Genomic DNA, 25,590 nt, shown 5'->3' with positions numbered 1-25,590 from the left:
GGAATAGGGACTGAATCCTTTTGATTTTCCCCACTCCCGAGTATCGCAAGCATGTTTTTCAATCGCCACAAAGCCGCCCTCGAAGAACTGCAACACACCGTTTTTGACCAAGCTGCAATGCTCGAAGCGATCAACCGCTCAATGGCGGTGATCGAGTTCGATCTTGATGGCGTGGTGTTGCGTGCCAATGACAATTTCTTCAAGACCATGGGTTACACGGCTGCCCAGGCGATCGGCCAGCCGCACCGGCATTTCTGCACGGCGGAATTCGGTCGTAGCGCCCAATACACTGAGTTGTGGTCGCGCCTGAAAAACGGCCAGTTCCAGTCGGGCACCTTTGAACGGGTCAACAGCAAAGGCCAGGCGATCTGGCTGGAGGCCAGTTACAACCCGATCAAGGATGCATCGGGACGGGTGATCAAAGTGGTCAAGTACGCGATGGATGTCACCAGCAAAGTGCAGCAGGAAAACGAGGCCAACGCCAAGTTGCAGGCAATCGATCGCGCGATGGCGGTGATCGAGTTCGACCTCGAGGGCAACATTCTTACCGCCAACCAGAATTTCCTCACGCGTATGGGTTACAACCTCGCGGAGCTCAAGGGCCAGCATCACCGTTTGTTCTGCACCCCGGCGCTGGTCAACAGCAGCGCCTATCAGGATTTCTGGCGGCGCCTGAATCAGGGAGAGTTCTTCCACGGTCAGTTCGAACGCGTGGACAAACGCGGCCAGACCGTGTGGCTGGAGGCCAACTACAACCCGGTCTACGACGCTTCGGGGCGCTTGTACAAAGTGGTCAAGTTCGCTTCGGACGTCACCGCCCGTGTCGAACAACACGAGCAGGACGCGCGCAGTGCCAGTACCGCTTATCACATCTCGGTGGCGACGCGAAAAGTCGCCGAGCAAGGTACGCAAGTGATTCAACAGGCTGCCAGCGAAATGCGCGAAATCGCCGAGGACATCAGCCAATCCTCGACCCTGATTGCGCAACTGGGCGACCGCTCCGAGCAGATCACCGCCATCGTCAACACCATCCGCGCGATCGCCGACCAGACCAACCTGCTCGCGCTGAACGCTGCCATCGAAGCCGCGCGCGCCGGTGAACAGGGGCGCGGTTTTGCCGTGGTCGCCGATGAAGTGCGGCAACTGGCGGCGCGCACCAGCGGCTCCACCGCCGAGATCTCGAACATGATCAGTCTGATCCAGAGCGAAACGCGGCAGGCGATCAAGAGCATGCAAGGCACTCGCGATCGTGCGGCCGAAGGCGTGGAACTGGCGAATCAGGCTGGCACGGTGATTCTGCAGATTCGTGATGGCGCAAGTGAAGCGGTGGATGCGGTGAGCATGTTTGCCAATGAGCGTGTGCCGGGGTGATGGTGGCGGCCTGAGTCGGTAGGGCCAAATTTGGATAGTGGGATGACAATGACGCCATTTATAGTGGCTGCCATCCATCAACAAGCGCAGGGGAAATCCCATGGAAAATCGCGCCATCCGCATCGCTTGGTTGGCGATTACGATCCGCAGGTCACCGCCCACCAAGCGATCCCGATTGCACTCGGCCTGGTCGCCGAACACCTGCAACGCACCGTGCAGTTCGAGTGGCTGGCCACTGAAGAAATCGGCACTGACACTATGCTGAATCAATTCGATGGCTTCTGGCGTGTAACTGCCAGCCCCTACAAAAGTGAAGAAGGTGCGATACGCGCGATCCGCTTTGCCCGCGAACAAGGCCGACCTTTTCTCGGCACCTGCGGCGGTTTTCAGCATGCGGTTCTGGAGTATTCGCGCAATGTACTGGGATGGGCTGATGCCGAGCACGGGGAAACTTCGCCAGAGTCCGAACGCGCTGTGCTCACACCGCTGACGTGTTCGTTGGTCGAGGCCGTGGACAGCATTCACCTCCTGCCCGGCTCGTTGACCGCCCAGGCGTACGAAAAGTCTGAAATTGAAGAAGGCTATCGCTGCCGTTATGGAGTGAATCCGCAGTTCGAACGGCAATTGTTGAGCGATCGGCTACAAGCGGTCGGCCATGATTCGGCGGGGATCTGCGCGCTGTCGAACTCAAAAACCATCCATTCTTTGTCGCTACGCTGTTCCAGCCGGAACGCGCCGCACTAAAAGGAAAAATGCCACCGCTGGTTCGCGCATTTATCGAAGCCTGCGGATTGCCGGATTGAGCGTTATGCACTCGGCCATTGAGGTTGGCGGCGCCCCCAACGCCGCCTTCGCGAGCAGGCTCGCTCCCACATTGGATCTGTGGCGTTCACAAAATCCCTGTGGGAGCGAGCCTGCTCGCGAAGAGGCTCGCAACCACACTACCAACCTCAGCTGCGCACCAGACTCCGCACCGCGACAATCTCCGGCACCTCGACCCTGCTCATATACACCCGCAACGGTTCGGTGATGTTAATGCGCTCGTCGATGTGTTGATCGAGCAGCAACTGAATCAGTTCGCGCTTGAGCGTCATGGTGGTGTCCGACAGCGGTGCCCAGACGAATTCACTGGCGGGGATGATGCCGTCATCGGCCACGTCCATGCCGAACGAATCTTCGCTGAAGCGCACGATGTACTGACCGGTCTTGCGGTTGAGGCCGACGAAGCCTTTGAGATCGTCGGCGGCCTGGCAGATGAGTTGGGAGGTGATGCGCATGGTAAACCTCACGAAAGATGATCGATGGTTTACACGCAGGGCAATGTATCGGCGCGCCCTCTGCCGGGGCATATGCCGTGGGCAAGCGTACTGCAAACAGCGCCACAAAAGTGCAGGAAATTTCCGTTTTGCGCGCTTTATGTCGGTCTGGCGATAGCCCTGCGGCGCTTCAGTTGTTAAAAGGGACGTCTTGAATAAAACCTGCGAAAGGAACTCGACCATGCCTGCTACTTTTACCCGAAGCGCTCTGGTGCTGAGTCTGTTGTTCGGCCTCGGTCAGGCGCATGCCGCCAGCCACCCCGAGCCCAAGGCAATCGCTGCCGCCCATGGCATTCCGCATCCGGCGGTGATCGCCCACCGTGGCGCGTCGTTCGATGCCCCGGAATCTACCGCAGCGGCCTACAAACTGGCCCGTGACCTGGGCGCCGATTACCTGGAAATGGATTTACAACGCAGCAAGGACGGCGTGCTCTTCGCCCTGCACGACGACAACCTGCAACGCACCACCGACATCGCCAGCAAATTCCCCGAGCGCAAGGACAGCCCGGCCACCGCGTTCACCATGGCCGAACTGAAAACCCTCGATGCCGGCAGCTGGTTCAACACTAAATACCCGGATCGCGCGCGACCTTCCTACGCCGGACTGAAAATTCTTACCCTCGATGAAATCATCGACATCGCCCGCGCCAACCCGCAGCACAAGCCGGGCCTGTACATCGAAACCAAAGAGCCGCAGCTGTTTCCCGGCATCGAACATGACCTGAAGGAAAAACTGCAGGATCGCGGCTGGCTCAGTCCGGCCGGTTCGAAACTGGCGAAAAGTGCGCTGGGCGTTGGTCAGGGCAAGGGCAAGGTGATCCTGCAAACCTTCGATAAATCCAGCCTCGAACTGCTGGAGAAAGAAATGCCGCAAGTGCCGAAGATCCTGCTGTTGTGGGTCGGCGAAGGCAGCATCGAGCCGAAATCCGCCGTGACGTTTGCTGCGTCCGGTGAGAAAGACAAAAACGTGTTCTACGGCAAGCAGGAGCCCAAATCCGAAGCTGAATTCAAGCAATGGGTCGACTACGCCAAGGCCCAGGGCGCGATCGGCACCGGCCCTTCGGCAAAACTGACCCATGGTGGTGACCAGAGCTATTCCGATCTGGTGCAACCGTGGATGAACCAGTACACCCACGACCAGGGCATGCTGGTGCACGTTTATACGGTCGACGAGCCGGTGGATTACGAAAAAGTCATGGCGGCGGGTGTGGATGGCATCTTTACCAACCGCGCCAGTGAACTGTTGAAGTTCTATAAACGTCCGGCGGCTGGCAGTGTTGATGAGGTTTTGAAGAAGAACGGTTTCTAACTCGTTATCGAGTCGCCTGCTTCGCGAGCAGGCTCGCTCCCGCAAAGAGCAGTTTTATCGCGAGGCAGAGATTTAAGGGTGAATTAAGTTGCGCTGGTTAATCTGAACCCACTTACACAGATCAACCACTTCAACGCACTGCCAAGGAATGAACCGATGAAAACTTTGACTGCCCTGTTTACCGCCGCTGCCCTGACTCTTACCGCTGGCCTGGCTCAGGCTGACGTGCGTATCGACCAGATCCCGCAACTGGTCAAGGACGGCAAGATCAAGTCGCTTGAATCGATGAACGAAGCAGCCCTGAAATTGCACCCGGGCGCCACGATTACCGACACTGACCTGGACAATCACTTCAACGGTTATGAGTACGAAGTTGAACTGAAAACTGCTGACGGCAAAGAGTTCGACGTGGACTTTGATGCCACCACCGGTAAAGTGCTGAGTGACAAGCAAGACACTTGATAGACCGCTGTTAAAGAGCCGCACGATTTAGGATCGTGCGGTTTTTTTATGATTTGCGTTTGAGTTTGTTGATGAATTGTCAGTGAAAACTTTACCCCCTCACCCCAGCCCTCTCCCCCAAGGGGGCGAGGGGGAAAGGGAGCAAATCGGGGAAATTTCGGAGCCTGAGTTCGCCTCAAAATTAAAAAACCATCACAAACGACTACCAGCCTGAGTACGCCCCGGCATTTCAGGTCGGCGTATCTCGAACAATCAACACGGTCAGTCCCCTCTCCCTCTGGGAGAGGGTTAGCGTGAGGGGAAAAGCCATCACGGCGAATTGCTGACGAACCGGTATCCAGCCAAATCACGCACTCAACCGCGCCGTCACTTCGTTCAACTGTCCCGACAACCCATGCAGATTCTGACTGGCACTTTCGGTGCGCTGTACGTTGTCCAGATTGGTGCTGGCAATCGCGGTAATTTCAGTCAGGTTGCGCGAGATATCCTCCGCCACCGACGTCTGCTCTTCGGCCGCAGTGGCGATCTGGCGGTTCATGTCGCGGATCGCTTCCACCGCCAGAGTGATGCGCTCCAGCATCGCGCCAGCCTGGGTCACCTGCTCGACGCTTTCATCGCTGCGTGCCTGGCCGCTCTCGATAGCATGCGCCGCGTCGACAGCGCCGGTCTGCACGTTCTGAATGATCTGGTTGATCTCGATAATCGACTCCGCCGTGCGCTGGGCGAGGTTGCGCACCTCATCGGCAACCACCGCGAAACCGCGCCCGGCCTCACCGGCCCGTGCCGCTTCGATGGCCGCGTTGAGTGCCAGCAGATTGGTCTGTTCGGCGATGCCGCGAATCACTTCCAGCACCTTGCCGATTCGACCGCTGTCGGCTTCCAGGCGACGGATCACCGTGGCCGTGTTGGCGATTTCGCCGCGCATCTGCGTGATGGAATGAATGGTGGTTTGCATGACCTTTTCGCCCTGCTGCGCCGACTGATCGGCATCGTCGGCAGCACGCGCGGCATCAGCGGCGTGACGGGCGACTTCCTGGGCGGTGGCGGACATTTCATTCATCGCCGTGGCCACCTGATCGGTGCGGTTGAATTGCTCGTTGGTGCCCCCGGCCATGGTCGTGGCAATGGCATTCAGCTCGCCGCTGGCGCTGTCCAGATCGCTGGCGCTGCGCTGCAACCGGGTGAAGGTGTCGGCAAGGAAATCGCGCAGGGTGTTCGCGGCGGCGGCGAGGTTGCCCAGCTCATCGCGACGCTCGCTGACCACGCGCTCGGCCAACTTGCCACGGCTCAAACGAGTGACGTAATCGATCAGTTTGCGAATCGGCTCGATCAGGTTGCGACTGACCAGCCACAGACTCAATAACCCGATCAACAAGCCTGACGCGAGCATCACCAACAGGCCCAGCCACACCGTACGATCGGCGGCTGCACTGATCAGCGCCGATTGCTCGGTACCCTGCTGGCGCAGCTCGGCGACCAGCGCACTCATCTGCTCACTGGTGACGCGGTCGACACCTTTGACAGCGGCGTCACCGGCGCTCGGATCACCACCGGCAGCCACGTAGGCATCGCGGCCTTTCTGATAGGCCGCGCCCAACTGGCGATGCTCTTCGCGCAAACGTTCGATGCGTGATTTCAGACTGGCCTCGATGCCTTTCTGCCCGGCCAGTTCGCCGAGAATGTTCTGCACGTCACGCTGACGCTCTTCGAACTGGCTCCAGTATTTCGCCAGATCCGCCGGTTGCTTGCCGCGCAACAGGACGTTTTTCCACTCTTGCACCTGCACCTTGAACTGCAGGTTGGCTTCATCGATCAGTTGCGACGTGTGCAACGGGCCGGCGATCAACTGGCTGTAGCTTTGCACGCCGTTGGAGAGGAAATGAAAGCAGGCCAGGGCGATCAACAGCATCGCCAATAGACTGCCGCTCAGCAGGGCGAGAATTTGCGCTCTCAGGGATTTTTGCAGCATTGCAAGGTACTCGAAGCAGGGATGAGGCACGCCCGAGCGGACGTGAAAAATGGCCGGACTTCCCTGTCGTCGCACCATGACCAGAAGCCAATGGCGTGCAAGCTAACTCACCTGGGATCGGCGCGCCAGAGCGCTTCTTGAGAATCTTCCGACAGTCGGTAACGCATTGATTTGACGTCATTTCGCTGTCACAAAATGGTCATGTGAGCTTGCGATGATGCCGCTCAGGTGAACCTGAAAATCCTCTACCAGACACCCTCCTCCCAGCGAGCCGCCATGAACCATAGCCTCGATATCAGCCATCGCGATTCGGATCTGTTTGGCCTGCTCTACGGCTTTCGCTTCCTGCCCGGTGAGCGCGGTCGGGAGATCGATTCGGCGACGGCGTTGCGCTGTTTGCAGGACGACAGCGACAGTGACGAATTCCTCTGGCTGCACCTGAACCTGGCCCATGCTGCGTGCGAGCGCTGGATGAAAAGTCATCTGCAATTGCCCGACGAATTTTTCGAGGCGTTGCACGAGGGTTCGCGGTCGACGCGCATCGAGCATGTTGACTCGGCGCTGCTGGCGGTGGTCAACGATGTGGTGTTCAACCTCAGCAGCATGGTCTCCTCCGATGTGTCGACGCTGTGGGTCTGCGTGCGCAGCAAGCTGATCGTCAGCGCGCGCCTGCAACCGCTGCATTCGGTGGACAAATTGCGCTCGTCGGTGAAGGCCGGCGAGTGCTTTCGTTCGCCGTCGGAATTGCTCGTGCACCTGCTGCGCGATCAGGGCGAAGTGCTGACGCAGATCGTGCGCAAGACCAGTCTGAGCGTCGATCAGGTCGAGGACCAGTTGCTTTCCTCACGCCTGTCGACCAACCGCGCCGAGCTTGGTGCCAATCGCCGCGTGCTGGTGCGTCTGCAACGCCTGCTGGCGCTGGAACCGGGCTCGCTACTGCGCTTGCTCAACCGTCCGCCGCCGTGGTTGCAGAAGGAGGACGTCAAGGAGCTGCGCAAATCCACCGAGGAGTTTGCGCTGATCATCAACGACCTCACCGCCCTCGGTGAACGGATCAAATTGCTGCAGGAAGAGATCGCTGCCAACCTCAACGAACAGAGCAACCGCACGCTGTTCACCCTGACGGTGGTGACGGTGCTGGCCTTGCCGATCAACATCATCGCCGGTTTTTTCGGGATGAATGTGGGGGGCGTGCCGCTGTCGCAGGATCCCCATGGGTTTTGGGTACTGGTTGCGCTGGTGGCGACGTTCACAGTGATCGCCGGGCGCTGGGCGTTTCGCAAGCGTGGGGATTACTAAAATCAAAAGATCGCAGCCTTCGGCAGCTCCTACATTTGCAATGTGTTCTGCTGTAGGAGCTGCCGAAGGCTGCGATCTTTTGGCATTTGCCCTCTGATCAATAGTCAGACCAATAAGCCAAACACTGACCTAAGGCAGTCTCTCTGTAACATTCTGCAACGATCATGGGCGACATTCCTTCCCTCGCTCAGGATTGTCCACCATGGCTACGCCCTCACTGACCGCCAGCCCTGCATCCGCCGCCAGTGGCAGACCGGCGCTCGACAAGAAAACCGGTCCGTTCACTTACGTCATCTTTTTCGCCGTGCTGGCCATGGGCATGCTGTTTACCGCCTACAGCCTGATGCACGACATGCACGAACTTGGCACGGTGGTCACCACCTGGACGCCGTTCCTGCTGCTCGGCGTGGCGTTGTTGATTGCGCTGGGCTTTGAGTTCGTCAACGGTTTCCACGACACCGCCAACGCCGTGGCGACGGTGATCTACACGCACTCACTGCCGCCGAATGTCGCGGTAGTCTGGTCGGGGTTCTTCAATTTCCTCGGTGTGCTGCTGTCGAGCGGTGCGGTGGCGTTCGGCATCATTGCGCTGTTGCCGGTGGAGCTGATTCTGCAGGTCGGCTCGTCCGCCGGGTTTGCGATGATCTTCGCCCTGTTGATCGCGGCGATTCTGTGGAACCTCGGCACCTGGTGGCTGGGTTTGCCAGCCTCTTCTTCGCACACGCTGATCGGCTCGATCATCGGCGTCGGCGTCGCCAATGCCTTGATGCACGGCCGCGATGGCACCAGCGGTGTCGACTGGGCGCAGGCAACCAAAATCGGTTATGCCTTGCTGCTGTCGCCGCTGGTGGGCTTCGGCTGTGCGGCGCTGTTGCTGCTGGCATTGCGCGCGTTCGTCAAGAACCGTGCGCTGTACAAAGCACCCGAAGGCAACGCCCCACCGCCGTGGTGGATTCGCGGTTTGCTCATCGCCACCTGCACCGGTGTGTCATTCGCCCACGGCTCCAACGACGGCCAGAAAGGCATGGGCCTGATCATGCTGATTCTGGTCGGCACACTGCCAATGGCCTACGCATTGAACCGGACCATGCCGGAAGAGCAATCGCTGCAATTCGCCGCCGTCGCCCAAGTCACTCAACAAGCGCTGGTGAAAAGTGCACCGCTGCCGGCACCTGCCGATCCGCGCCCGGTGCTCTCGGATTACGTGCGCAGCAAGGAACCGACGCCGCAACTGATTCCCGCCCTCGCCGCCCTGACCGGGCACATCGGCGAGGAAGTCAAAGGTTACGGTTCGCTGGCAAAAGTCCCGGCCGAAGCCATGGGCAACGTGCGCAACGACATGTACCTGGCCAGCGAAAGCATTCGCCTGATGGACAAGAACAAGGTCGGTAACTTCGATGCCGACACCAACAGCAAACTGCAGCTGTTCAAACAACAGATCGACAACGCCACGCGGTTTATTCCGCTGTGGGTGAAGATCGCCGTGGCCATCGCGCTGGGACTCGGCACCATGGTCGGCTGGAAGCGCATTGTCGTGACCGTCGGCGAGAAGATCGGCAAGACTCATCTGACGTACGCCCAGGGCGCTTCGGCGGAAACCGTGGCGATGCTGACCATCGGCGCGGCGGACATGTTCGGTTTGCCGGTATCGACAACCCATGTGTTGTCCTCCGGCGTGGCCGGAACCATGGTTGCCAATGGCGCCGGGTTGCAGATGACGACGATCCGCAATCTGTTGATGGCCTGGGTGTTGACCCTGCCAGCGGCCATCCTGCTGTCGGGCAGCCTTTACTGGCTGTTCACCCAAATCTTCTGACCCTGCGCAAATCCCCCTGTAGGAGCTGCCGAAGGCTGCGATCTTTTGATCTGGTTTTTACAAATCATAGTCAAAAGATCGCAGCCTTCGGCAGCTCCTACACAGGGTTGCATTCCCAAGTCAGAGCGTTGAGCGAACGACATCGCCGAGCCAATCCATAAACACCTGCACCCGCAGCGGCAAATGCCGTTGCCGCGCATACAGCAGGGAAATCGCCATTGGCGGCGCGGTGTATTGCGCCAGCACGGTCACCAGTTCGCCGTTCTCCAGATGCGGCTGCATGCCGGTGCGCGGCACCTGCGTCAGGCCGAAGCCACCCAGGCACGCCGCTTCGTAGGCATCGGTGCTGTTGACCGTGACACTGCCGGCCATTGGCACGCGCCGTACCTCGCCTTTCTCCTCATAGACAAACCCTTCCGAACGCGAGCCCAGCACGCCGACGTAATGCACCAGCCGATGCTGTGCCAGATCTTCCAGGGTTTGCGGCACGCCGTAACGTTCCAGGTAAGCCGGGCTGGCGCAGTTGACCATCGGGAAGTCGCCGAGATGCCGGGCGACCACCGACTGATCCGGCTGCGCGCCGATGCGCAACACGCAGTCGAAACCCTCACTCAGCAGATCGACACGGCGATCGGTGCTGCTGATTTCCATCTGCAGATTCGGGTGGCGATCCATGAATTCCGGCAGGCGCGGCATGATCAACCGTCGCGCGAGAATGTTCGGCATATCGACCCGGATGCGCCCCGTCAGCGAAGCCTCGTCCTGACGAAACAGCCCCTCGATCTCGTCCATGTGCGAGAGCAGATCCTTGCTGCGCTCGTACAACACCAAGCCATCCTGCGTCGCCTGCACCTTGCGCGTGGTGCGCTGCAACAGGCGCGTGCCGAGCAAGGCTTCAAGTGCCTGCACCTGCTCGGACACCGTGGAGCGCGGCAGGCCGAGGCTTTCACCGGCGAGAGTGAAACTCGACAGTTCGCTGACCCGAACGAAGGTACGCAGCAGTTCCAGTTTGTTCATCACAGGCCTCGGTGATTGTTCGGCTGAACCGATCAGTGATTCCGCTTTTGCCGTGTTTATCACCTCAGGGCGGATAAATACACTTCTTCCATCACCACCCAACGCAATCGAGGAAGTCCGCATGAATCGCAAAATCGCACTGATCACTGGCGCCAGTCGTGGCCTGGGCCGCAGCGCCGCCCTGCACCTCGCCGCGCAAGGCATCGACATCATCGGCACCTACAACAGCCGCGCCGACGAGGCGCAAACTCTGGTCAGCGAATTACAGGCACTCGGCGCGCACGCGGCGATGCTGCAACTGGACGTCGGCCGCAGCGAAAACTTCCCCGCGTTCGCCGCGCAGGTTGCCCAAGCACTGGAGCAGACCTTTGAGCGGCAGCGCTTTGATTTCCTCATCAACAATGCCGGCATCGGCGTGCATGCGCTGTTCAGCGAGACCACCCCGGAGCAGTTCGATCTGCTGATGAACGTGCAACTGAAAGGGCCGTTCTTTCTGACTCAGCAACTGCTGCCGCTGATCAACGACGGTGGGCGCATCGTCAATATTTCCAGCGGCCTGACCCGCTTCAGCCTGCCGGGTTATGGCGCCTACGCGGCGATGAAAGGCGCGATGGAAGTGCTGACCCGTTATCAGGCCAAGGAGCTTGGCGCGCGGCAGATTGGTGTGAACGTTCTTGCGCCCGGCGCGATTGAAACCGACTTCGGCGGCGGCACGGTACGCGACAACAGTGCTGTCAACGCGATGGTTGCCAGCAATACCGCGCTGGGTCGCGTGGGGCAGGCGGATGATATTGGCGGTGCACTGGCGCTGCTGCTGTCGCCGGGTGGACAGTGGATCAACGGCCAACGGGTCGAGGCATCGGGCGGCATGTTCCTCTAACTGCAAACACCGAATCTGTAGGAGCTGCGGAACGCTGCGATCTTTTGCCTTTGATTTTTTAAAAACAAGATCAAAAGATCGCAGCGTTCCGCAGCTCCTACAGGGGGCTCGCGGATTTAACTTTGATAGGTGCGGCGCGCCATGAAGCGCTCGCGCAGGACGTCGTAACCCCAGTGGTAGACATAGGTGTACGGCAGGAAAAACAGCAGCACGCCGATGTCGAGCAACAACGCCTGCCACAGGCTGACCGACAGCCACCATGCAATCAGCGGCACGCCCATCACGATCAGCCCGCCTTCGAAAAGCAACGCATGCACCACACGGACCCAAGCGTTGTGCGCGAGATTCATCCGCGCCAATGCACGGTCGAAAAAACGGTTGAACACCACGTTCCACGCCAGCGCCAACATCGCAATCAGTACGGTGACGGCACCCATGTCGAGCAGCGGCTTTTGCATGATCCACGCCAGCAACGGTGTGCAGATGAGAATGGCGAGAAGTTCGAAACCGATAGCCTGAAAAACGCGTTCGATAATGGACTTGTGGGCAGTCATGGCCTGACTCCTTGTTTGACGATGGTTGCCATGATCCAACCGATTCCCGATACTTCATAACCAATAACCATCGATCAAGGCGATAGTTCATGGCTTCGCAGGAAGTGCTGTTGGCGTTTGTGCAGGCGGCGACGCAAGGCTCGTTTTCCGCCGCTGCGCGCAAGTTGGGGCGCAGTCAGTCGACCATCAGCGCAGCGGTCGCCAGTCTGGAAATCGATCTGGATTTGCAACTGTTTGACCGCAGCAGCCGCAAACCCACGCTCACCCCCGCCGGCCACGTCATGCTGCAGAAAGCCGAAGCGATTCTGGCCGCCACCAGTCGCCTGGAGATGAGCGCACGGCAATTGGCGCAAGGCGTGGAACCGAAGTTGACCGTGGCGATTTCCGATACCTATCAGTCGTATCGCTTTGAGGCGGCACTCGTCGGTTTCGAACAGCGTTATCCGGAGCTGGAGCTGGAATGTCTGATTGCCGAATGCGATGACCTGATCGAACTGGTCCAGCGCGGCCGGGCGCATCTGGCCTTCGCGGAAATGCAGGACAACTACCCGCCGGATCTGGTCACCTCGACCGTGGCCGAGCGCACGGAGATTGCCTTGTTCGTCAGCCGCGAGCATGCGTTGGCGAAGCTTGAGCATGTCGATCAGCAGATTCTCGAGCAACATCGCGAGCTGCGGCTGGCGACCATCGTCAATCCGTATGACAGCCGTGGCAAAGGCCGGGTGTGGTCGGCGCCGAGTTATCTGATGCTGCTGGAAATGGCGGAAAAAGGCTTTGGCTGGGCCCCGTTGCCGAGGTGGCTGGTGCAACGTTATGCCAATGATTTGCTTACAGAGCTCGACGTGCGCGGCTGGCCGAAACCGGTTTTTGTCGATGCCTTGTGGTCGCGCTTGTATCCGCCGGGGCCGGCGGGGAGCTGGTTGCTTAGCAAGATGCTCGAATAAGCGGTGCTGCCATTCGCGAGCAGGCTCGCTCCCACAATTGGAATGCGTTCACCTGTGGGAGCGAGCCTGCTCGCGAAAGGGCCAGCAGCATCGACGCAGATTCCAGATCAATCCAGTTCCTTCAGTCGCCCCTCGATAAACCGCCGCTCCGGCTCCTGCCGCGTCAGCTCCAGCGCCCGCTGATACGCCGCCCTCGCCGCCTCCACCCGCCCCAACTGCCGGCAAAACTCCGCCCGCGCCGAATGCGCCAGGTGGTAATCCTGCAACTCGCCCCGCGCCAGAATCCCTTCGATCACCAACAACCCGGCCAACGCCCCATCACGCTTGGCCACCGCCACCGCGCGGTTCAGCTCGATCACCGGCGACGGCAACGCACGCAGCAACACGTCGTACAGACCGACAATCTGCTGCCAGTCCGTTTCCGCCGCCGACGGCGCTTCCGCATGCACCGCTGCAATCGCCGCTTGCAGGCAATATGGTCCGAAGCGTCGCGTACTCAGGGCGCGTTCGACCAGCGCGCAACCTTCGGCCATCAACCCGGCATTCCACAACGACCGATCCTGATCGTCGAGCAATACCAGTTCACCGCTCGGCGAGGTGCGTGCCGGCCGGCGTGATTCGTGCAGCAGCATCAGCGCCAGCAGGCCCATGACTTCCGGTTCCGGCAGCAACTCCATGAGCAGGCGCCCCAGGCGAATGGCTTCGCGCGTCAGATCCTCGCGGGTCAGCTCGGCGCCGACAGAAGCCGAATAGCCTTCGTTGAATACCAGATAAATCACCCGCAACACGCTGTCCAGGCGCTCGGGCAATTCGTTCAGCGTGGGTACCTGATAAGGGATTTTCGCGTCGCGGATCTTCGCTTTGGCACGGACGATGCGCTGGGCAATCGCCGCCGGTGCCGAGAGAAAAGCACGGGCGATTTCTTCGGTGGTGAGGTCGCAGACTTCGCGCAAGGTCAGCGGCACTTGCGCATCCGCCGCCAGTGCCGGGTGGCAGCAGGTGAAGATCAGCCGCAAGCGATCGTCTTCCACGTCTTCGCCACTCCAGTCAGCCTGTTCCAGCTCATCGAGTTGTGCCAGCAGCAACGGTTGCGACGCCTTGAACCGCGCGCGCCGACGCAACACATCGATGGCTTTGAATCGTCCGGTCGAGACCAGCCAGGTACGCGGGTTGTCCGGCACGCCGTCGCGCTGCCAGCGCTCGACCGCGACGAAGAACGCCTCGTGCAAGGCCTCTTCGGCGAGGTCGAAATCACCAAGCAGGCGAATCAGCGTCGCCAGGATCCGCCGCGAATCCTCGCGGTAGACCTGCTCGACCCGCGCCCTGACGTCAGACATTCAACTGCCGCACCGGACGCACTTCAACGCTGCCGACCCGGGCTGCGGGAATGTTGCCGGCGAGCTGAATCGCTTCGTTGAGATCCTTGGCATCGATCAGGTAGAAACCGGCCAATTGCTCCTTGGTTTCAGCGAAAGGCCCATCGATGATCGATAACTTGCCATTGCGCATCCGTACCGTGGTTGCGGTTTCTACCGACTCCAACGCTTCGGCGGCGATCATCCGCCCGCTGCCCTGCACCGACTCGGCGTAGGCCCAGCATTCGGCGTCCTCGGGACTGTCGGGCGAGGAGTGCAACAGGCGTTCATCGCTGTAGACCAGGCATAGATATTTCATGGCGATCTCCTGATTCGAACGGATCAACTATGGCTGAAGATCAGGGAGTCACATCGAACAGCGTCGCGCCGCTCATCGGATCGAACGGTGCCGACCAGTGCTCGTGAGCAATCTTCCACGTCCCGCCAACCTGCCGGTAACAGGCGGTGACACGCATCCAGCAACTCTGGGTTTCGCCCTTGTCATTGGTGCCGCCGCAGTTGGCCACCCAGTGCGCGAAGGCAATGTTGTCGGCGCTTTCGATGGCGATTTCGTGGAACTCGAAGATGTGCGGGCCGGGGCACATCTCCATGCACTCGACCCAGTGCGCGCGGTAGGCCGCTTTGCCCTTGAATTGCAGGGCCTTGATCGCATCGAACGAGACAATGTCGTCGGCGTACAAGGCCATGACTTTCTCGACATCCTTGGCCATCACCGCTTCGCGATAGCTGTTGATCAGAGTCTGGATATCAGTCTGTGCGCTCATGGTGTTCTCCGTGGTTTTTTGTGGTGAAGACACCCTTAGTCGTTTGCCCTTTGCGCGGATCGACACGGCAAACAAAAAAATTTCGCTGACGACAATATCGCTAGAATCCAAGGCTCACTCTTTGTAGGAAAAAGGAAATTCCCGTGTCAGCCCAACTCGTGCCTTACGACAGCCTCAGCCCTTTGCAGCGTCAGCAAGTCGAGGCCATTGAAATCCACCCCGAGCAGATCAGATTCTCCGGCGACATCCACGGTGCCTTGCACACCCTGCTGTCGAAACCCGGCCCCGGCGTGAAGGGATTCGCCCTGCTCGCAGACGAGGTACCGGTGGCATTTCTGCTGCTCAAGCGCCCGCCTGTGTTGCCCGACTGGGCCGACGAACACAGCGCCACGTTGCATGCCTTGCAGGTCGATCGCCGCGCGCAGGGCAAGGGCTACGGCAAGGCGTGCCTGCAAGCGCTGCCCGCTATCGCCCGTGAAGCATGGCCGGAAATCAAAGGACTGGAATTGTCGGTGGACGCTGATAACGAGGCGGCGATTGCGCTGTATGCCAGGCATGGCTATGTCGACAGCGGCGAAGCGTACAAGGGCCGGATCGGTTACGAGCGGCGGATGGGGCTGTTTTTCTGAGTCTCCAGAAACTCTCTGCTGACACACCCCGATCCTCTGTAGGAGCTGCCGAAGGCTGCGATCTTTTGATCCTCAGCTTATTAACAGCAAGATCAAAAGATCGCAGCCTTCGGCAGCTCCTACAGTTGTGATAGGTGTTGGCTTCAGAGGGTCAGGATCATCTCGTGCCACGCCATGCCGCCGTGGTCGGACTCCGACGGTTTGATGTAAGCAAAGCCAAACCCGGCGTACAACGCAATGTGCTGCTCTTTGCACATCAGATGAATCGTCGCTTTATCCATCCCGCGCATGCGCTCGATGAATTCGCCGAGCAGGCGCTTGGCCAGGCCCTGCCCCTGGTAATCCGGGTGCACCACCACTGACATGATCACCACGTTCGGGCCTTTCGGGTCGTGGCCGATCAGTTCCTTGAAGGCCTCGTCGGACATCTGCACGTCGAACGCCGCGCCGGCATTGATGAAACCGGCGACTACACCGTCCACCTCGGCGACGACAAAGCCGTCCGGCCAGGTGGCAATGCGCGTGGCGATCTTCTCGCGGGTGGCGGCTTCGTCGCCTTCGTAGGCGACGGTTTCGATGGCGTAGCAGCGCTCGAGGTCGGCGGCGCTGACGTTGCGGATCACGGTGTTCATGGCAACTCGAAATCTGTGGAAACAAGGCCCGCCAGCATAAAGCACAACCGCCGGGGCGGACATGCTTCGCCTCGATTCGAACGCTGGTCAGGCCTTGAGCGGCAGCCAGATTTCCAGGGTGCCGGTGTTGAGTTTCGGATTGAAATCCTCGCTGTAGCGCTCGAACTCCGGTGCGTCCGCCGCTTCGTACCCGGACTGCGGCAGCCAGGTTTTCCAGATGTACTGGAAGGTGTCGGGGAGTTGCGTCAGGGGTCCTTTGTGCTCGAACACCGCATATTTCTGCGGCTGGATTTCAACCCAGCGATACTGCTCCGGCAGCTCGTCGAGCTTGTCGATCTGCACCCCGGCGATGTATTCGAAACCGCCCTCGCCGTCCGCATTGCAGCAAACGCCGTAGGTCACTTCATTGACTTGCGCGGGGATTTTTCCCAGATGCGGGATGAGCTTTTCCCATAACGCCGGAATGTCTTCGGTGGTCTCCTGAGTGAATCGCCCGCCGAAACCGGCAATCAGCAGAAATTGCCCGTGTTCGAAGCGAGGCTCGGCTATTTCGACGCGTTTTTGTTCATCCATGACGCGACTCCTGAGAACGGAAAAGTGGGTTCGGCTGGGAGTATAGAAAGCCCGACCCGTTTCGCACGTTTACAGCGCATGCAACTGCTCGACGGCGCCTGAACCGACAAACTCGTTGTAACCCGAAACGATCACGTACACCGCGAAATAGCAGAAGATCGCTGCCGATGCCAGATAGGAGTAGCGCAGAAGCTTATCGCCCAATAACTTGCCACCGTGGCTGGCGGCGAAGCACAGACCGGCCGACCACAGCAGCCCGGCGCAGAGAAAGCCGCCCAAAAACAGCGCCGAGCTCAACGGACCACCGCCACCGGATCGGGCGATCAACGTACCGCCGACAGCAGCAAACCAGAGAATCGCACTCGGCGAAGACATGGCGAGGAAGATGCCGCGAAAGAATTCCTTGCGATGAGAGTTCTGCCCCACTTCCGCCGTTTCCGCCAGCAGCGCTTCGTGGTGAATCGCCGAATAAATCATCTTCGCCGCGAAGTAGATCAGCAGCGCCGAGCCACCGATCCACAGCACCCAGCGCACGCTTTCGTACTGCAGCAAAACGGTCATGCCGGCCAGTGCCAGCACCGCATAAATCAAGTCGCCGACGCAGGTGCCCAGGCCGAGGGCGAAGCCCTGAAAGTAGCCGCGCTGCATGGCCAGGGTGATCATCGCGATGTTGGCCACGCCGATATCCAGGCACAGCGAAAGGCTCAGCAGGAAGCCGCTGGTGAATTCCATTGACCGATTTTCCTTGAAAAAAATGTTTACAACCGCGCTGGACAGTATGCCATCACTGCCCTTATCTTCCGCCACAGGTCACCGCAGTGACCAGCGTCGCTCGGACGGTTCCGGGCGCTTACGTTATCCGAGGCAACAATGGCCGAACAAGGTTCGCCGCGCCGCTTTGCGCGCATAGATCGACTCCCCCCTTACGTTTTCAACATCACCGCCGAGCTGAAGATGGCCGCTCGCCGCCGTGGTGAAGACATCATCGACCTGAGCATGGGCAATCCCGACGGCGCCACGCCGCCGCACATTGTCGAAAAACTGGTGCAGGTCGCCCAACGTGAAGACACCCACGGTTACTCGACGTCCAAGGGCATTCCGCGCCTGCGCCGGGCGCTTTCCAACTGGTACAAGCAGCGCTACGACGTCGATATCGACCCGGAAAGCGAAGCCATCGTCACCATCGGTTCCAAGGAAGGCCTGGCGCACTTGATGCTGGCGACCCTGGATCAGGGCGACACCGTACTGGTGCCGAATCCGAGCTATCCGATTCACATCTACGGCGCGGTGATTGCCGGCGCTCAGGTGCGTTCGGTGCCGCTGGTGCCGGGGGTGGATTTCTTCGATGAGCTGGAGCGGGCGATTCGCGGTTCGATCCCCAAACCGAAAATGATGATCCTCGGCTTCCCGTCGAACCCGACCGCGCAGTGCGTGGAGCTGGATTTCTTCGAGCGGGTGATCGCCCTGGCCAAGCAATACGACGTGTTGGTCATCCACGACCTGGCGTACGCCGACATCGTCTACGACGGCTGGAAAGCCCCGTCGATCATGCAGGTGCCGGGGGCCAAGGACATTGCAGTGGAGTTTTTCACCCTGTCCAAGAGCTACAACATGGCCGGCTGGCGCATCGGTTTCATGGTCGGCAACCCGGAATTGGTCAGCGCCCTGGCGCGGATCAAGAGCTATCACGACTACGGCACCTTCACCCCGCTGCAAGTGGCGGCGATTGCCGCGCTCGAAGGCGACCAGCAATGCGTGCGCGACATCGCCGAGCAGTATCGCCAGCGGCGTAACGTGCTGGTCAAGGGCCTGCATGAATTGGGCTGGATGGTCGAGAACCCGAAGGCGTCGATGTATGTCTGGGCGAAGATTCCCGAGGCATATGCGCATCTGGGTTCGCTGGAGTTCGCCAAGAAACTGCTGGCCGAGGCCAAGGTCTGCGTCTCGCCGGGGGTGGGGTTTGGTGAATATGGGGACGACCACGTGCGCTTTGCGCTGATCGAAAACCAGGATCGCATACGTCAGGCCGTGCGCGGGATTCGCGGGATGTTTCGCGCGGATGGGTTAGTTAGCAAATAACTGAGACACATCCCCTGTAGGAGCTGCCGAAGGCTGCGATCTTTTGATCTTGTTTTTTACAATCAAAAGATCGCAGCCTCGTTTCACTCGACAGCTCCTACAGGTGCCGTGTTTACAAGTTCATTACCCACAAAAAAACCGCATCACTGCGGTTTTTTTGTGCCTGCAAACTGCCGCTTAAACGAACAGCGACAACAGCAGGATAAAGCCCAACGCGACGATGGACAGAATGGTTTCCATCGCGGTCCAGGTCTTGAAGGTTTCGGCCACGGTCATGTTGAAGTACTGCTTGACCAGCCAGAAACCGGCGTCGTTGACGTGGGACAGGATCAGCGAGCCGGCGCCGGTGGCCAGCACCAGCAGCTCACGGTTGACGCCCGGAATCATGCCGACAACCGGCACCACAATGCCCGCGCCAGTGATGGTCGCCACGGTCGCCGAACCGGTGGCGATACGAATCACCGCCGCCACCAGCCACGCCAACAGGATCGGCGAGATCTGCGCGCTCACTGCCATGTGGCCGATCACGTCACCCACGCCGCTGGTCACCAGCATCTGCTTGAAGCCACCGCCGGCACCAATGATCAGGATGATCGCGGCGGTTGGCGCCAGGCTCGCGTCGAGCCACTTGAGCATCTGGTTGGAACCGATGCCCTGCTTGTAGCCAAAGGTATACAGCGACAGCAGCAACGCCAGCAGCAGTGCGGAGATCGGGTGGCCGATCATGTCCATCCAGATGCGGAAGAAATTGCCGTCCGGCAGCGCCACGTCAGCGAAGGTTTTCAGCAGCATCAGGAACACCGGCAGGAGCACGGTGACCAGAGTGATGCTGAAGCTCGGCAGGTTGGCCGAATCGTTTTCGCGGGCCAGTTGATCGACCAGCTCCTGATTCGGGTGACCCGGAATGTGCTTGGCGATGAAGGTACCGAAGATCGGACCGGCAATGATGGCGGTCGGCAGCGCGACGATCAGGCCGTAGAGAATGGTCTTGCCGATGTCAGCGCCGAACACGCCGATGGCCAGCAGCGGGCCCGGGTGCGGCGGTACCAGACCGTGCACCGCAGAGAGGCCGGCGAGCAGCGGGATACCGATCTTGATGATCGATACACCAGTGCGACGAGCGACGATGAACACCAGCGGAATCAGCAGCACGAAGCCGATTTCGAAGAACAGCGGAATGCCCACCAGGAACGCAGCGAACATCATTGCCCACTGCACCTTGTCCTTGCCGAAGGCGCGGATCAGGGTCTGGGCGATCTGATCGGCGCCGCCGGATTCGGCCATCATCTTGCCGAGCATGGTGCCCAGGGCGAGGATGATGCCGACGAAACCGAGCACGCCACCGAAGCCATCCTGGAACGCCTTGATGATGGTGTTGATCGGCATGCCGGAAGTCAGGCCGAGGAACGCGGCGGCGATGGTCAGGGCGATAAAGGGGTGAATCTTGAATTTGGTGATCAGGATAATCAGGCCGATTACCGTGACCACCGCATCGAGCAGCAGGAACGTCTCGTGGGACATGCCAAACATGGGGGGTGTCTCCTGGATTGTTGTTGTTATTAAAGCGGGTTGAACAGAAGTCGGGAGGACAGCGCTGTCTTTTTCAACATACTCATACCGCCTGTTTCAGGCCGTTGGCCTGCCACCAGACATGAGCCTGTAGAGCCAGCTCTTCGACGCTGTGCACCGAGGCGTTGAGCGCCAGGGTCAGCGGCTCGCCCTTGGGCGATTCGAGGGTGGCGAACTGGCTTTCGATCAACGTCGCCGGCATGAAGTGGCCCGGGCGGTGCGATACACGCTCGGCGGCGACTTCCGGGGTCAATTCAAGAAACACGAAACCCAGGCCCGGCAGGGCACTGCGCAGACGTTCGCGGTAACTGTGTTTAAGGGCCGAGCAGGTCAACACCGGGCGCTGGCCGTCGGCATCGACGCGACGCAGTTCATCGCACAGGCTGTCGAGCCAGCCGGCGCGGTCTTCGTCGTTCAGGGGGATCCCCGCGCTCATCTTTTCGATGTTCGCGGCCGGATGGAAAGTATCGCCTTCAATGGCAGTGGCGCCGCTCAAATGGCACAGGGCCTGGCTGACGCACGTCTTGCCGCAACCGGCAACGCCCATGATGACCAGGGCGGTGATGGGATGACTCATATAACACCTCAGCGCGCAGACAGCGCTACCTTTGCTAGCTATGACTCTAGTGCACAGGCAGAAGTTGCCGACGCCTTCTTGTCGTTTTTTTGGGTTGCAGCAGGTTTGTTCCCGATGCCAAAGCGCGCAGATCAGGCAGGACCGCGCTCACGCATTTGCAGCTGCATCAGGACAGCGCTACCTTAGTGCCTTGATTTTTGTTTGGCAAGCCGCCCGATGACCTCCCCCAAGAACGATAAAAATACCCGCACCACCGGCCGTCCGACCCTCAACGAAGTAGCCCGCCTGGCCGGCGTCAGCCCGATTACCGCCTCGCGCGCCCTGCGCGGGGTAAGCACGGTGGCCACCGAACTGGTGGAAAAAGTGCAGAAAGCCGCGCTCGAACTCAACTATGTGGTCAACCCCGCCGCCCGCGCGCTGGCCTCGGCGCAGAGCCATTCGGTGGTGGTGCTGGTGCCGTCGCTGTCCAACCTGCTGTTCATCGACACACTGGAAGCCATTCATCGGGTGCTGACGCCCAAGGGCTTCGAAGTGCTGATCGGCAACTTCCACTACTCGCGCGATGAAGAAGAAAATCTCCTGCGCAATTACATGGCTTACCAGCCGCGCGGGTTTCTGCTGACCGGTTTTGATCGCACGGAAAGTTCGCGGCGGATGATAGAGGCCAGCAACATTCCCTGCGTGTACATGATGGAGCTGGACAGCGCCGCCGGGGTCAATTGCGTAGGCTTTTCGCAGTTGAGCGCGGGTGAAACTGCCGCCGAACATCTTCTGTCCCGTGGGCGTAAACGTCTGGCCTACATCGGCGCGCAGCTGGACCAGCGCACCTTGCTGCGCGGTGAGGGTTTCCGCAAAGCATTGCAGAGGGCGGGCCGCTACGACCCGGATCTGGAGGTGCTGACGCCGCGTGCTTCGTCGGTGGGTTTGGGGGGCGAGTTGTTTTTGCAACTGCTGGCGGCGCATCCGGATGTCGATGCGATTTTCTTCGGCAACGATGACCTGGCCCAAGGTGCACTGCTGGAAGCCTTGCGCAACGGCATCAAGATTCCCGAGCAGGTGGCGATTCTCGGTTTCAACGACCTGCCAATGTCCGAGCACATGGTCCCGCGCCTGAGCAGCATCAACACCCCGCGTGAGGCAATCGGCCGGCGCGCGGCGGAGCAGATGCTGACGTTGATGGCGGGCAACAAAGTGGCGCGGCCGGCGGAGGATATGGGGTTTGAGTTGAAGGTGCGCGAGAGTACCTGAAACTCACGCGATCCCCTGTAGGAGCTGCCGAAGGCTGCGATCTTTTGATTTTGCTTTCAAGAACAAGATCAAAAGATCGCAGCCTTCGGCAGCTCCTACAGGGGTTTTGTGTTGGGCTCAATGGCTGAGCAGGTCCACCAAAGCCTGCGCGCCCTTCTGCAATGGCTGGCTCTTGAGCCACACCGCGTGTACCGGCAGCGCCAGGCCATTTTCGATGTTGCGAAAATTCAGCCGTTTCAAGCGTCCCGCGTCCAGCCATGGCTGCACCACTGACAGCGGAAAATTGCCCCAGCCCAATCCCGCTTCAACCATTTCCATCGCCGTCTCGAGGTTGTCCGTGCGCCAGTAGGATTCCGCCACCAACGGCCGGGTCTCGCTGATTGGCAAGTCGCGACTGGCGACGATGATCTGCCGCACCTGCAGCAGATCTTCGAGAAACACATCGCGCCCCTGCAGCAACGGACTGTCCGCCGCCAGCGTGGCGATCATGCGCTCGCTGCCGACGAACTGAAACCGCTCCAGCGCATTCACGCTCAACCCGGCGAAGGCCAGGCACACGCTGACCCGGCCGCTGTGCAACATCGCCAGCACATCATCCTGCGGCGCGGTCAGCACTTCGATGTCGAGCAACGGATGCCGCTCGGCAATCACTTTGATCGCTGCCAGCAAGCGCCGCCGATCAATGTCCGCGACCACGCCGATCGACAACCTGCTTTCCAGCCCCAGCGATAACTCCACCGCGTGCACTTGCAGTTGCTTGAGCTGTTCGGCGATAAGTCGCGCGTGCGGCACCAGTGATTGGGCCATCGCCGTGGGTTGCGGTTCGCGATGGCTGCGGTCGAACAACGGGTAACCGAGTTCCGCTTCAAGGTTGGCAATGCCCATGCTCACCGCCGAAGGCACCTTGCCCAACTGCCGCGCGGCGGCGGAAAACGAGCCGCGCTCGATCACCGCGAGAAACAATTCGATACTGTCGCTATTGAAATTCAACCTGCCCACCTATCAATAAAACTGAAAGCTACCGACTTTTTCTGTCAGGTCTATTGAAGCTATCTTTCGTCGCCTTCGCCAGCGCTGCTGGTCAACATTCGGCAATAAAGAGGCAAATCTGCATGCAAGGCGTGAAACGCAAACTGGTCTACGTGTCGCTCTACGAAGTGATTGGGATGACCTTCTCGGCCCTCGGTCTGGCGTTGCTGTCGGGCACGTCGCCGGGCAGCACCGGGCCGCTGGCAGTGATCATCACCAGCATCGCCGTGACCTGGAATTTCATCTACACCTCGTTGTTCGAACGCTGGGAAAGTCGCCAGATCTCACGCACCCGCACGGTGAAACGACGCATCGCCCATGCGGTCGGCTTTCAACTGACGCTGATCGTGTTTCTGATTCCGCTGATCGCGTGGTGGATGAACATCAGTCTGGTGCAGGCATTCCTGCTGGATCTGGCGCTGATCATTTTCATCCCGTGCTACACGTTCGTGTTCAACTGGTTGTTCGACCGCATCTTCGGCCTGCCGAGCTCGGCGCTGCCGGATTCTGCCGCTGCGGCATAAATCACTAATTCGTAAGAAGATATTGCGAGAAATCAGCGGTTTAACCAGGTAACCAGCCAATATTCACAATCCGTGAACTCCGATAGCAGGCTAAGCTTTTCCATCAATAAAAAATGGATCAGCTTATGACTGCTCACGCTCCCGCCGCCGCGCTCAGTGACGGCATCGACCCGGTACGCGCCGCCGAGATTTCCGCCCGCATCGACCGGCTGCCCGCTGTCGCCACGATCTGGCGTCTGGTGGCGCTGCTGTCGATCGGTGGATTTTTCGAACTCTACGACCTGTTCCAGACCGCGTATATCAGCCCCGGCCTGATTCGCGACGGCTCGTTTGCCACTGGCAACCAAGGCGTATTCGGCTTCTCCGATCAGGCGGCGTTTGCCTCGGCGACCTTCCTCGGCCTGTTTCTCGGCGCCAGCCTGCTCAGCCCGTTGGCGGATCGCTTCGGCCGCCGGGCGATCTTCACCTTCGCACTGATCTGGTACACCGTGGCCACGGTGCTGATGGGCATTCAGACCTCGGCGCTGGGCATCATCGGCATGCGTTTTCTGGTCGGCATCGGCTTGGGTATCGAATTGGTGACCATCGACGCCTACCTCTCGGAACTGGTGCCGAAACGCATGCGCAGCTCGGCGTTCGCCTTTGCGTTTTTCGTGCAGTTCCTCTCGGTGCCGGCGGTGGCCTTGATGTCGTGGTGGCTGGTGCCGCAAGCGCCGTTCGGCGTGTCAGGCTGGCGCTGGGTGGTATTGGCCAGCGCGGTGTTCGCGCTGTTTATCTGGTGGCTGCGCAAGCGTCTGCCGGAATCGCCGCGCTGGCTGGCGCAACACGGTCGCTTCGATGAAGCCAACCGCATCCTCGATAACCTCGAAGCGCGCTGCGCCAAGGATCACGGCAAAGCGCTCGATACGCCGGAACCGGTGCCTGTGGATGTCGAAGGCAAGGGCCGCTTCGCCGATATCTGGCAGCCGCCCTACCGGCGCCGCGCGTTGATGCTGATCGTTTTCCACATCTTTCAGGCGATCGGTTTCTTTGGTTTCGGCAACTGGTTGCCGGCGCTGCTTTCCGGCCAGGGTGTCAGCGTCACCCACAGTCTGATGTACGCGTTCATCATCACCCTCGCCTACCCGCTCGGGCCGTTGCTGTTCGTCAAGTTCGCCAACCGCTTCGAAAACAAATGGCAGATCGTCGGCTCGGCCCTCGGCGCGATGACTTTCGGCACCCTGTTCGCCCTGCAGACCAGCGCGTTCGGGCTGATCTTCTGCGGGGTGATGATCACCTTTTGCAATGCCTGGCTGAGCTTCAGTTATCACTCCTATCAGAGCGAACTGTTCCCGACCAACATCCGCGCCCGCGCGGTCGGGTTCTGCTATTCGTTCAGTCGTTTGTCGACGGTGTTCAGCAGTCTGTTGATTGGCATGTTTCTGGATAACTTCGGCACGCCGGGGGTGTTGGCATTCATTGCCAGCAGCATGCTGATCGTGATGCTGACCATCGGCTGGTTCGGCCCACGCACGCGCAATCTGGCCCTGGAGAATATTGCCCATCGCTGAAGGCCAATACAGGACTCCACTGTGGGAGCGAGCCTGCTCGCGAAGGCGCCGTGTCAGACAGGCATGTATTAGCTGACATAACGCTTTCGCGAGCAGGCTCGCT

General features: G+C 59.8%; 25 protein-coding genes and 1 pseudogene. 13 read left to right on the top strand and 13 right to left on the bottom strand.

The features are described from left to right. The first annotated feature begins 51 nt into the window (after positions 1-51). Together AC0Z4S_RS14700 and AC0Z4S_RS14695 are read left to right on the top strand one after the other, a co-directional pair. Positions 52-1,371, top strand: coding sequence for a methyl-accepting chemotaxis protein (locus tag AC0Z4S_RS14700; protein ID WP_485623539.1), 1,320 nt, complete (start codon positions 52-54; stop codon positions 1,369-1,371). A gap of 100 nt (positions 1,372-1,471) precedes the next feature. Beyond that, positions 1,472-2,174, top strand: a pseudogene (locus AC0Z4S_RS14695) (CTP synthase C-terminal region-related (seleno)protein). 147 nt (positions 2,175-2,321) lie between these two features. On the opposite strand, the gene AC0Z4S_RS14690 reads toward AC0Z4S_RS14695, so the two are convergent. Further along, positions 2,322-2,648, bottom strand: coding sequence for a DUF2025 family protein (locus tag AC0Z4S_RS14690; protein ID WP_485623538.1), 327 nt, complete (start codon positions 2,646-2,648; stop codon positions 2,322-2,324). Positions 2,649-2,868: 220 nt separating this feature from the next. Between AC0Z4S_RS14690 and AC0Z4S_RS14685 the strand changes: the two genes are divergently transcribed. Next, positions 2,869-3,996: a glycerophosphodiester phosphodiesterase gene (locus tag AC0Z4S_RS14685; RefSeq protein ID WP_485623536.1), complete on the top strand. Its 1,128-nt coding sequence runs from the start codon at positions 2,869-2,871 to the stop codon at positions 3,994-3,996. Positions 3,997-4,152: 156 nt separating this feature from the next. Further along, entirely contained in the window at positions 4,153-4,458 is a 306-nt protein-coding gene (locus tag AC0Z4S_RS14680; RefSeq protein WP_042607223.1) for a PepSY domain-containing protein, read from the top strand. Between the two features lie 346 nt (positions 4,459-4,804). Here the strand turns inward: AC0Z4S_RS14680 and AC0Z4S_RS14675 are convergent, their stop codons facing one another. Further along, a complete protein-coding gene (locus tag AC0Z4S_RS14675) occupies positions 4,805-6,427 on the bottom strand; it encodes a methyl-accepting chemotaxis protein (protein WP_485623534.1) in 1,623 nt (540 codons plus the stop codon). Between the two features lie 276 nt (positions 6,428-6,703). Here AC0Z4S_RS14675 and AC0Z4S_RS14670 point away from each other — a divergent pair, with 276 nt between their 5' ends. Both AC0Z4S_RS14670 and AC0Z4S_RS14665 read left to right on the top strand, forming a co-directional pair. Next, positions 6,704-7,726 (top strand): transporter, encoded by a 1,023-nt coding sequence (locus AC0Z4S_RS14670; protein WP_252874958.1) that lies wholly within the window; start codon positions 6,704-6,706, stop codon positions 7,724-7,726. 202 nt (positions 7,727-7,928) lie between these two features. Next, entirely contained in the window at positions 7,929-9,542 is a 1,614-nt protein-coding gene (locus tag AC0Z4S_RS14665; RefSeq protein WP_485623533.1) for an inorganic phosphate transporter, read from the top strand. A gap of 120 nt (positions 9,543-9,662) precedes the next feature. Here the strand turns inward: AC0Z4S_RS14665 and AC0Z4S_RS14660 are convergent, their stop codons facing one another. Next, positions 9,663-10,559 (bottom strand): LysR family transcriptional regulator, encoded by an 897-nt coding sequence (locus tag AC0Z4S_RS14660; protein ID WP_485623532.1) that lies wholly within the window; start codon positions 10,557-10,559, stop codon positions 9,663-9,665. A gap of 121 nt (positions 10,560-10,680) precedes the next feature. On the opposite strand from AC0Z4S_RS14660, the gene AC0Z4S_RS14655 reads away from it, so the two are divergent. Further along, positions 10,681-11,439, top strand: a complete 759-nt coding sequence (locus AC0Z4S_RS14655) for an SDR family NAD(P)-dependent oxidoreductase (RefSeq protein WP_485623531.1) — start codon at positions 10,681-10,683, stop codon at positions 11,437-11,439. A gap of 116 nt (positions 11,440-11,555) precedes the next feature. Here AC0Z4S_RS14655 and AC0Z4S_RS14650 read toward each other — a convergent pair whose 3' ends face one another. After that, positions 11,556-11,993 carry a multidrug/biocide efflux PACE transporter gene (locus AC0Z4S_RS14650; RefSeq protein ID WP_485623529.1) on the bottom strand — a complete coding sequence of 146 codons (438 nt, stop codon included), beginning with the start codon at positions 11,991-11,993 and terminating at the stop codon, positions 11,556-11,558. A gap of 89 nt (positions 11,994-12,082) precedes the next feature. On the opposite strand from AC0Z4S_RS14650, the gene AC0Z4S_RS14645 reads away from it, so the two are divergent. Next, the gene (locus tag AC0Z4S_RS14645; protein ID WP_485623528.1) at positions 12,083-12,937 is read left to right on the top strand and encodes a LysR family transcriptional regulator; all 855 of its coding nucleotides are present in this window, start codon (positions 12,083-12,085) and stop codon (positions 12,935-12,937) included. A 107-nt stretch (positions 12,938-13,044) separates the two neighbouring features. Here AC0Z4S_RS14645 and AC0Z4S_RS14640 read toward each other — a convergent pair whose 3' ends face one another. The 3 genes from AC0Z4S_RS14640 to AC0Z4S_RS14630 are packed head-to-tail and all read right to left on the bottom strand — an operon-like array spanning position 13,045 to position 15,077. After that, on the bottom strand, positions 13,045-14,274 hold the full coding sequence (locus AC0Z4S_RS14640) for an RNA polymerase sigma factor (protein WP_485623527.1): 1,230 nt from the start codon (positions 14,272-14,274) through the stop codon (positions 13,045-13,047). After that, complete coding sequence (locus AC0Z4S_RS14635; RefSeq protein ID WP_485623526.1) at positions 14,267-14,611, bottom strand: YciI family protein; 345 nt, start codon at positions 14,609-14,611, stop codon at positions 14,267-14,269. Before AC0Z4S_RS14635 ends, AC0Z4S_RS14640 begins: the two co-directional genes overlap by 8 nt. 40 nt (positions 14,612-14,651) lie before the next feature. Then, positions 14,652-15,077, bottom strand: a complete 426-nt coding sequence (locus AC0Z4S_RS14630; protein WP_253504650.1) for a YybH family protein — start codon at positions 15,075-15,077, stop codon at positions 14,652-14,654. 143 nt (positions 15,078-15,220) lie between these two features. On the opposite strand from AC0Z4S_RS14630, the gene AC0Z4S_RS14625 reads away from it, so the two are divergent. Next, positions 15,221-15,706, top strand: a complete 486-nt coding sequence (locus tag AC0Z4S_RS14625) for a GNAT family N-acetyltransferase (protein WP_485623525.1) — start codon at positions 15,221-15,223, stop codon at positions 15,704-15,706. A gap of 143 nt (positions 15,707-15,849) precedes the next feature. Here the strand turns inward: AC0Z4S_RS14625 and AC0Z4S_RS14620 are convergent, their stop codons facing one another. From AC0Z4S_RS14620 to AC0Z4S_RS14610, 3 genes are all read right to left on the bottom strand, one after another. Beyond that, a complete protein-coding gene (locus tag AC0Z4S_RS14620) occupies positions 15,850-16,338 on the bottom strand; it encodes a GNAT family N-acetyltransferase (RefSeq protein ID WP_485623523.1) in 489 nt (162 codons plus the stop codon). A gap of 87 nt (positions 16,339-16,425) precedes the next feature. Further along, on the bottom strand, positions 16,426-16,911 hold the full coding sequence (locus AC0Z4S_RS14615; RefSeq protein ID WP_485623521.1) for a GyrI-like domain-containing protein: 486 nt from the start codon (positions 16,909-16,911) through the stop codon (positions 16,426-16,428). A gap of 69 nt (positions 16,912-16,980) precedes the next feature. Continuing rightward, positions 16,981-17,643 carry a LysE family translocator gene (locus AC0Z4S_RS14610; RefSeq protein ID WP_123418899.1) on the bottom strand — a complete coding sequence of 221 codons (663 nt, stop codon included), beginning with the start codon at positions 17,641-17,643 and terminating at the stop codon, positions 16,981-16,983. A 138-nt stretch (positions 17,644-17,781) separates the two neighbouring features. On the opposite strand from AC0Z4S_RS14610, the gene alaC reads away from it, so the two are divergent. After that, positions 17,782-18,990, top strand: a complete 1,209-nt coding sequence (gene alaC / locus AC0Z4S_RS14605) for an alanine transaminase (protein ID WP_485623519.1) — start codon at positions 17,782-17,784, stop codon at positions 18,988-18,990. Between the two features lie 177 nt (positions 18,991-19,167). Here the strand turns inward: alaC and AC0Z4S_RS14600 are convergent, their stop codons facing one another. Continuing rightward, positions 19,168-20,520 carry a GntP family permease gene (locus AC0Z4S_RS14600; protein ID WP_133339691.1) on the bottom strand — a complete coding sequence of 451 codons (1,353 nt, stop codon included), beginning with the start codon at positions 20,518-20,520 and terminating at the stop codon, positions 19,168-19,170. Between the two features lie 82 nt (positions 20,521-20,602). Beyond that, positions 20,603-21,136 carry a gluconokinase gene (locus tag AC0Z4S_RS14595; RefSeq protein ID WP_485623518.1) on the bottom strand — a complete coding sequence of 178 codons (534 nt, stop codon included), beginning with the start codon at positions 21,134-21,136 and terminating at the stop codon, positions 20,603-20,605. Between the two features lie 216 nt (positions 21,137-21,352). Here AC0Z4S_RS14595 and gntR point away from each other — a divergent pair, with 216 nt between their 5' ends. Next, the gene (gene gntR, locus AC0Z4S_RS14590; protein WP_485623517.1) at positions 21,353-22,384 is read left to right on the top strand and encodes an HTH-type transcriptional regulator GntR; all 1,032 of its coding nucleotides are present in this window, start codon (positions 21,353-21,355) and stop codon (positions 22,382-22,384) included. A 117-nt stretch (positions 22,385-22,501) separates the two neighbouring features. Here the strand turns inward: gntR and AC0Z4S_RS14585 are convergent, their stop codons facing one another. Beyond that, positions 22,502-23,374 carry a LysR family transcriptional regulator gene (locus AC0Z4S_RS14585; protein ID WP_485623516.1) on the bottom strand — a complete coding sequence of 291 codons (873 nt, stop codon included), beginning with the start codon at positions 23,372-23,374 and terminating at the stop codon, positions 22,502-22,504. A 122-nt stretch (positions 23,375-23,496) separates the two neighbouring features. On the opposite strand from AC0Z4S_RS14585, the gene AC0Z4S_RS14580 reads away from it, so the two are divergent. Then, positions 23,497-23,937, top strand: a complete 441-nt coding sequence (locus tag AC0Z4S_RS14580) for a PACE efflux transporter (protein WP_485623514.1) — start codon at positions 23,497-23,499, stop codon at positions 23,935-23,937. Between the two features lie 125 nt (positions 23,938-24,062). Then, entirely contained in the window at positions 24,063-25,487 is a 1,425-nt protein-coding gene (locus tag AC0Z4S_RS14575; RefSeq protein WP_485623513.1) for an MFS transporter, read from the top strand. Positions 25,488-25,590: the final 103 nt, after the last annotated feature.

It is taken from the genome of Pseudomonas sp. 1L-B-1-E-C1 (genome assembly GCF_057291835.1).
The sequence above is the reverse complement of the archived record's forward strand: the minus strand, read 5'-3'. Positions and strand labels throughout refer to the sequence as shown.

Coding starts and splice junctions, on each gene's coding strand:
- AC0Z4S_RS14700 (WP_485623539.1), top strand. CDS start 52: ATGTTTTTCAATCGCCACAAAGCCGCCCTCGAAGAACTGCAACACACC.
- AC0Z4S_RS14690 (WP_485623538.1), bottom strand. CDS start 2,648: ATGCGCATCACCTCCCAACTCATCTGCCAGGCCGCCGACGATCTCAAA.
- AC0Z4S_RS14685 (WP_485623536.1), top strand. CDS start 2,869: ATGCCTGCTACTTTTACCCGAAGCGCTCTGGTGCTGAGTCTGTTGTTC.
- AC0Z4S_RS14680 (WP_042607223.1), top strand. CDS start 4,153: ATGAAAACTTTGACTGCCCTGTTTACCGCCGCTGCCCTGACTCTTACC.
- AC0Z4S_RS14675 (WP_485623534.1), bottom strand. CDS start 6,427: ATGCTGCAAAAATCCCTGAGAGCGCAAATTCTCGCCCTGCTGAGCGGC.
- AC0Z4S_RS14670 (WP_252874958.1), top strand. CDS start 6,704: ATGAACCATAGCCTCGATATCAGCCATCGCGATTCGGATCTGTTTGGC.
- AC0Z4S_RS14665 (WP_485623533.1), top strand. CDS start 7,929: ATGGCTACGCCCTCACTGACCGCCAGCCCTGCATCCGCCGCCAGTGGC.
- AC0Z4S_RS14660 (WP_485623532.1), bottom strand. CDS start 10,559: ATGAACAAACTGGAACTGCTGCGTACCTTCGTTCGGGTCAGCGAACTG.
- AC0Z4S_RS14655 (WP_485623531.1), top strand. CDS start 10,681: ATGAATCGCAAAATCGCACTGATCACTGGCGCCAGTCGTGGCCTGGGC.
- AC0Z4S_RS14650 (WP_485623529.1), bottom strand. CDS start 11,993: ATGACTGCCCACAAGTCCATTATCGAACGCGTTTTTCAGGCTATCGGT.
- AC0Z4S_RS14645 (WP_485623528.1), top strand. CDS start 12,083: ATGGCTTCGCAGGAAGTGCTGTTGGCGTTTGTGCAGGCGGCGACGCAA.
- AC0Z4S_RS14640 (WP_485623527.1), bottom strand. CDS start 14,274: ATGTCTGACGTCAGGGCGCGGGTCGAGCAGGTCTACCGCGAGGATTCG.
- AC0Z4S_RS14635 (WP_485623526.1), bottom strand. CDS start 14,611: ATGAAATATCTATGCCTGGTCTACAGCGATGAACGCCTGTTGCACTCC.
- AC0Z4S_RS14630 (WP_253504650.1), bottom strand. CDS start 15,077: ATGAGCGCACAGACTGATATCCAGACTCTGATCAACAGCTATCGCGAA.
- AC0Z4S_RS14620 (WP_485623523.1), bottom strand. CDS start 16,338: ATGAACACCGTGATCCGCAACGTCAGCGCCGCCGACCTCGAGCGCTGC.
- AC0Z4S_RS14615 (WP_485623521.1), bottom strand. CDS start 16,911: ATGGATGAACAAAAACGCGTCGAAATAGCCGAGCCTCGCTTCGAACAC.
- AC0Z4S_RS14610 (WP_123418899.1), bottom strand. CDS start 17,643: ATGGAATTCACCAGCGGCTTCCTGCTGAGCCTTTCGCTGTGCCTGGAT.
- alaC (WP_485623519.1), top strand. CDS start 17,782: ATGGCCGAACAAGGTTCGCCGCGCCGCTTTGCGCGCATAGATCGACTC.
- AC0Z4S_RS14600 (WP_133339691.1), bottom strand. CDS start 20,520: ATGTTTGGCATGTCCCACGAGACGTTCCTGCTGCTCGATGCGGTGGTC.
- AC0Z4S_RS14595 (WP_485623518.1), bottom strand. CDS start 21,136: ATGAGTCATCCCATCACCGCCCTGGTCATCATGGGCGTTGCCGGTTGC.
- gntR (WP_485623517.1), top strand. CDS start 21,353: ATGACCTCCCCCAAGAACGATAAAAATACCCGCACCACCGGCCGTCCG.
- AC0Z4S_RS14580 (WP_485623514.1), top strand. CDS start 23,497: ATGCAAGGCGTGAAACGCAAACTGGTCTACGTGTCGCTCTACGAAGTG.
- AC0Z4S_RS14575 (WP_485623513.1), top strand. CDS start 24,063: ATGACTGCTCACGCTCCCGCCGCCGCGCTCAGTGACGGCATCGACCCG.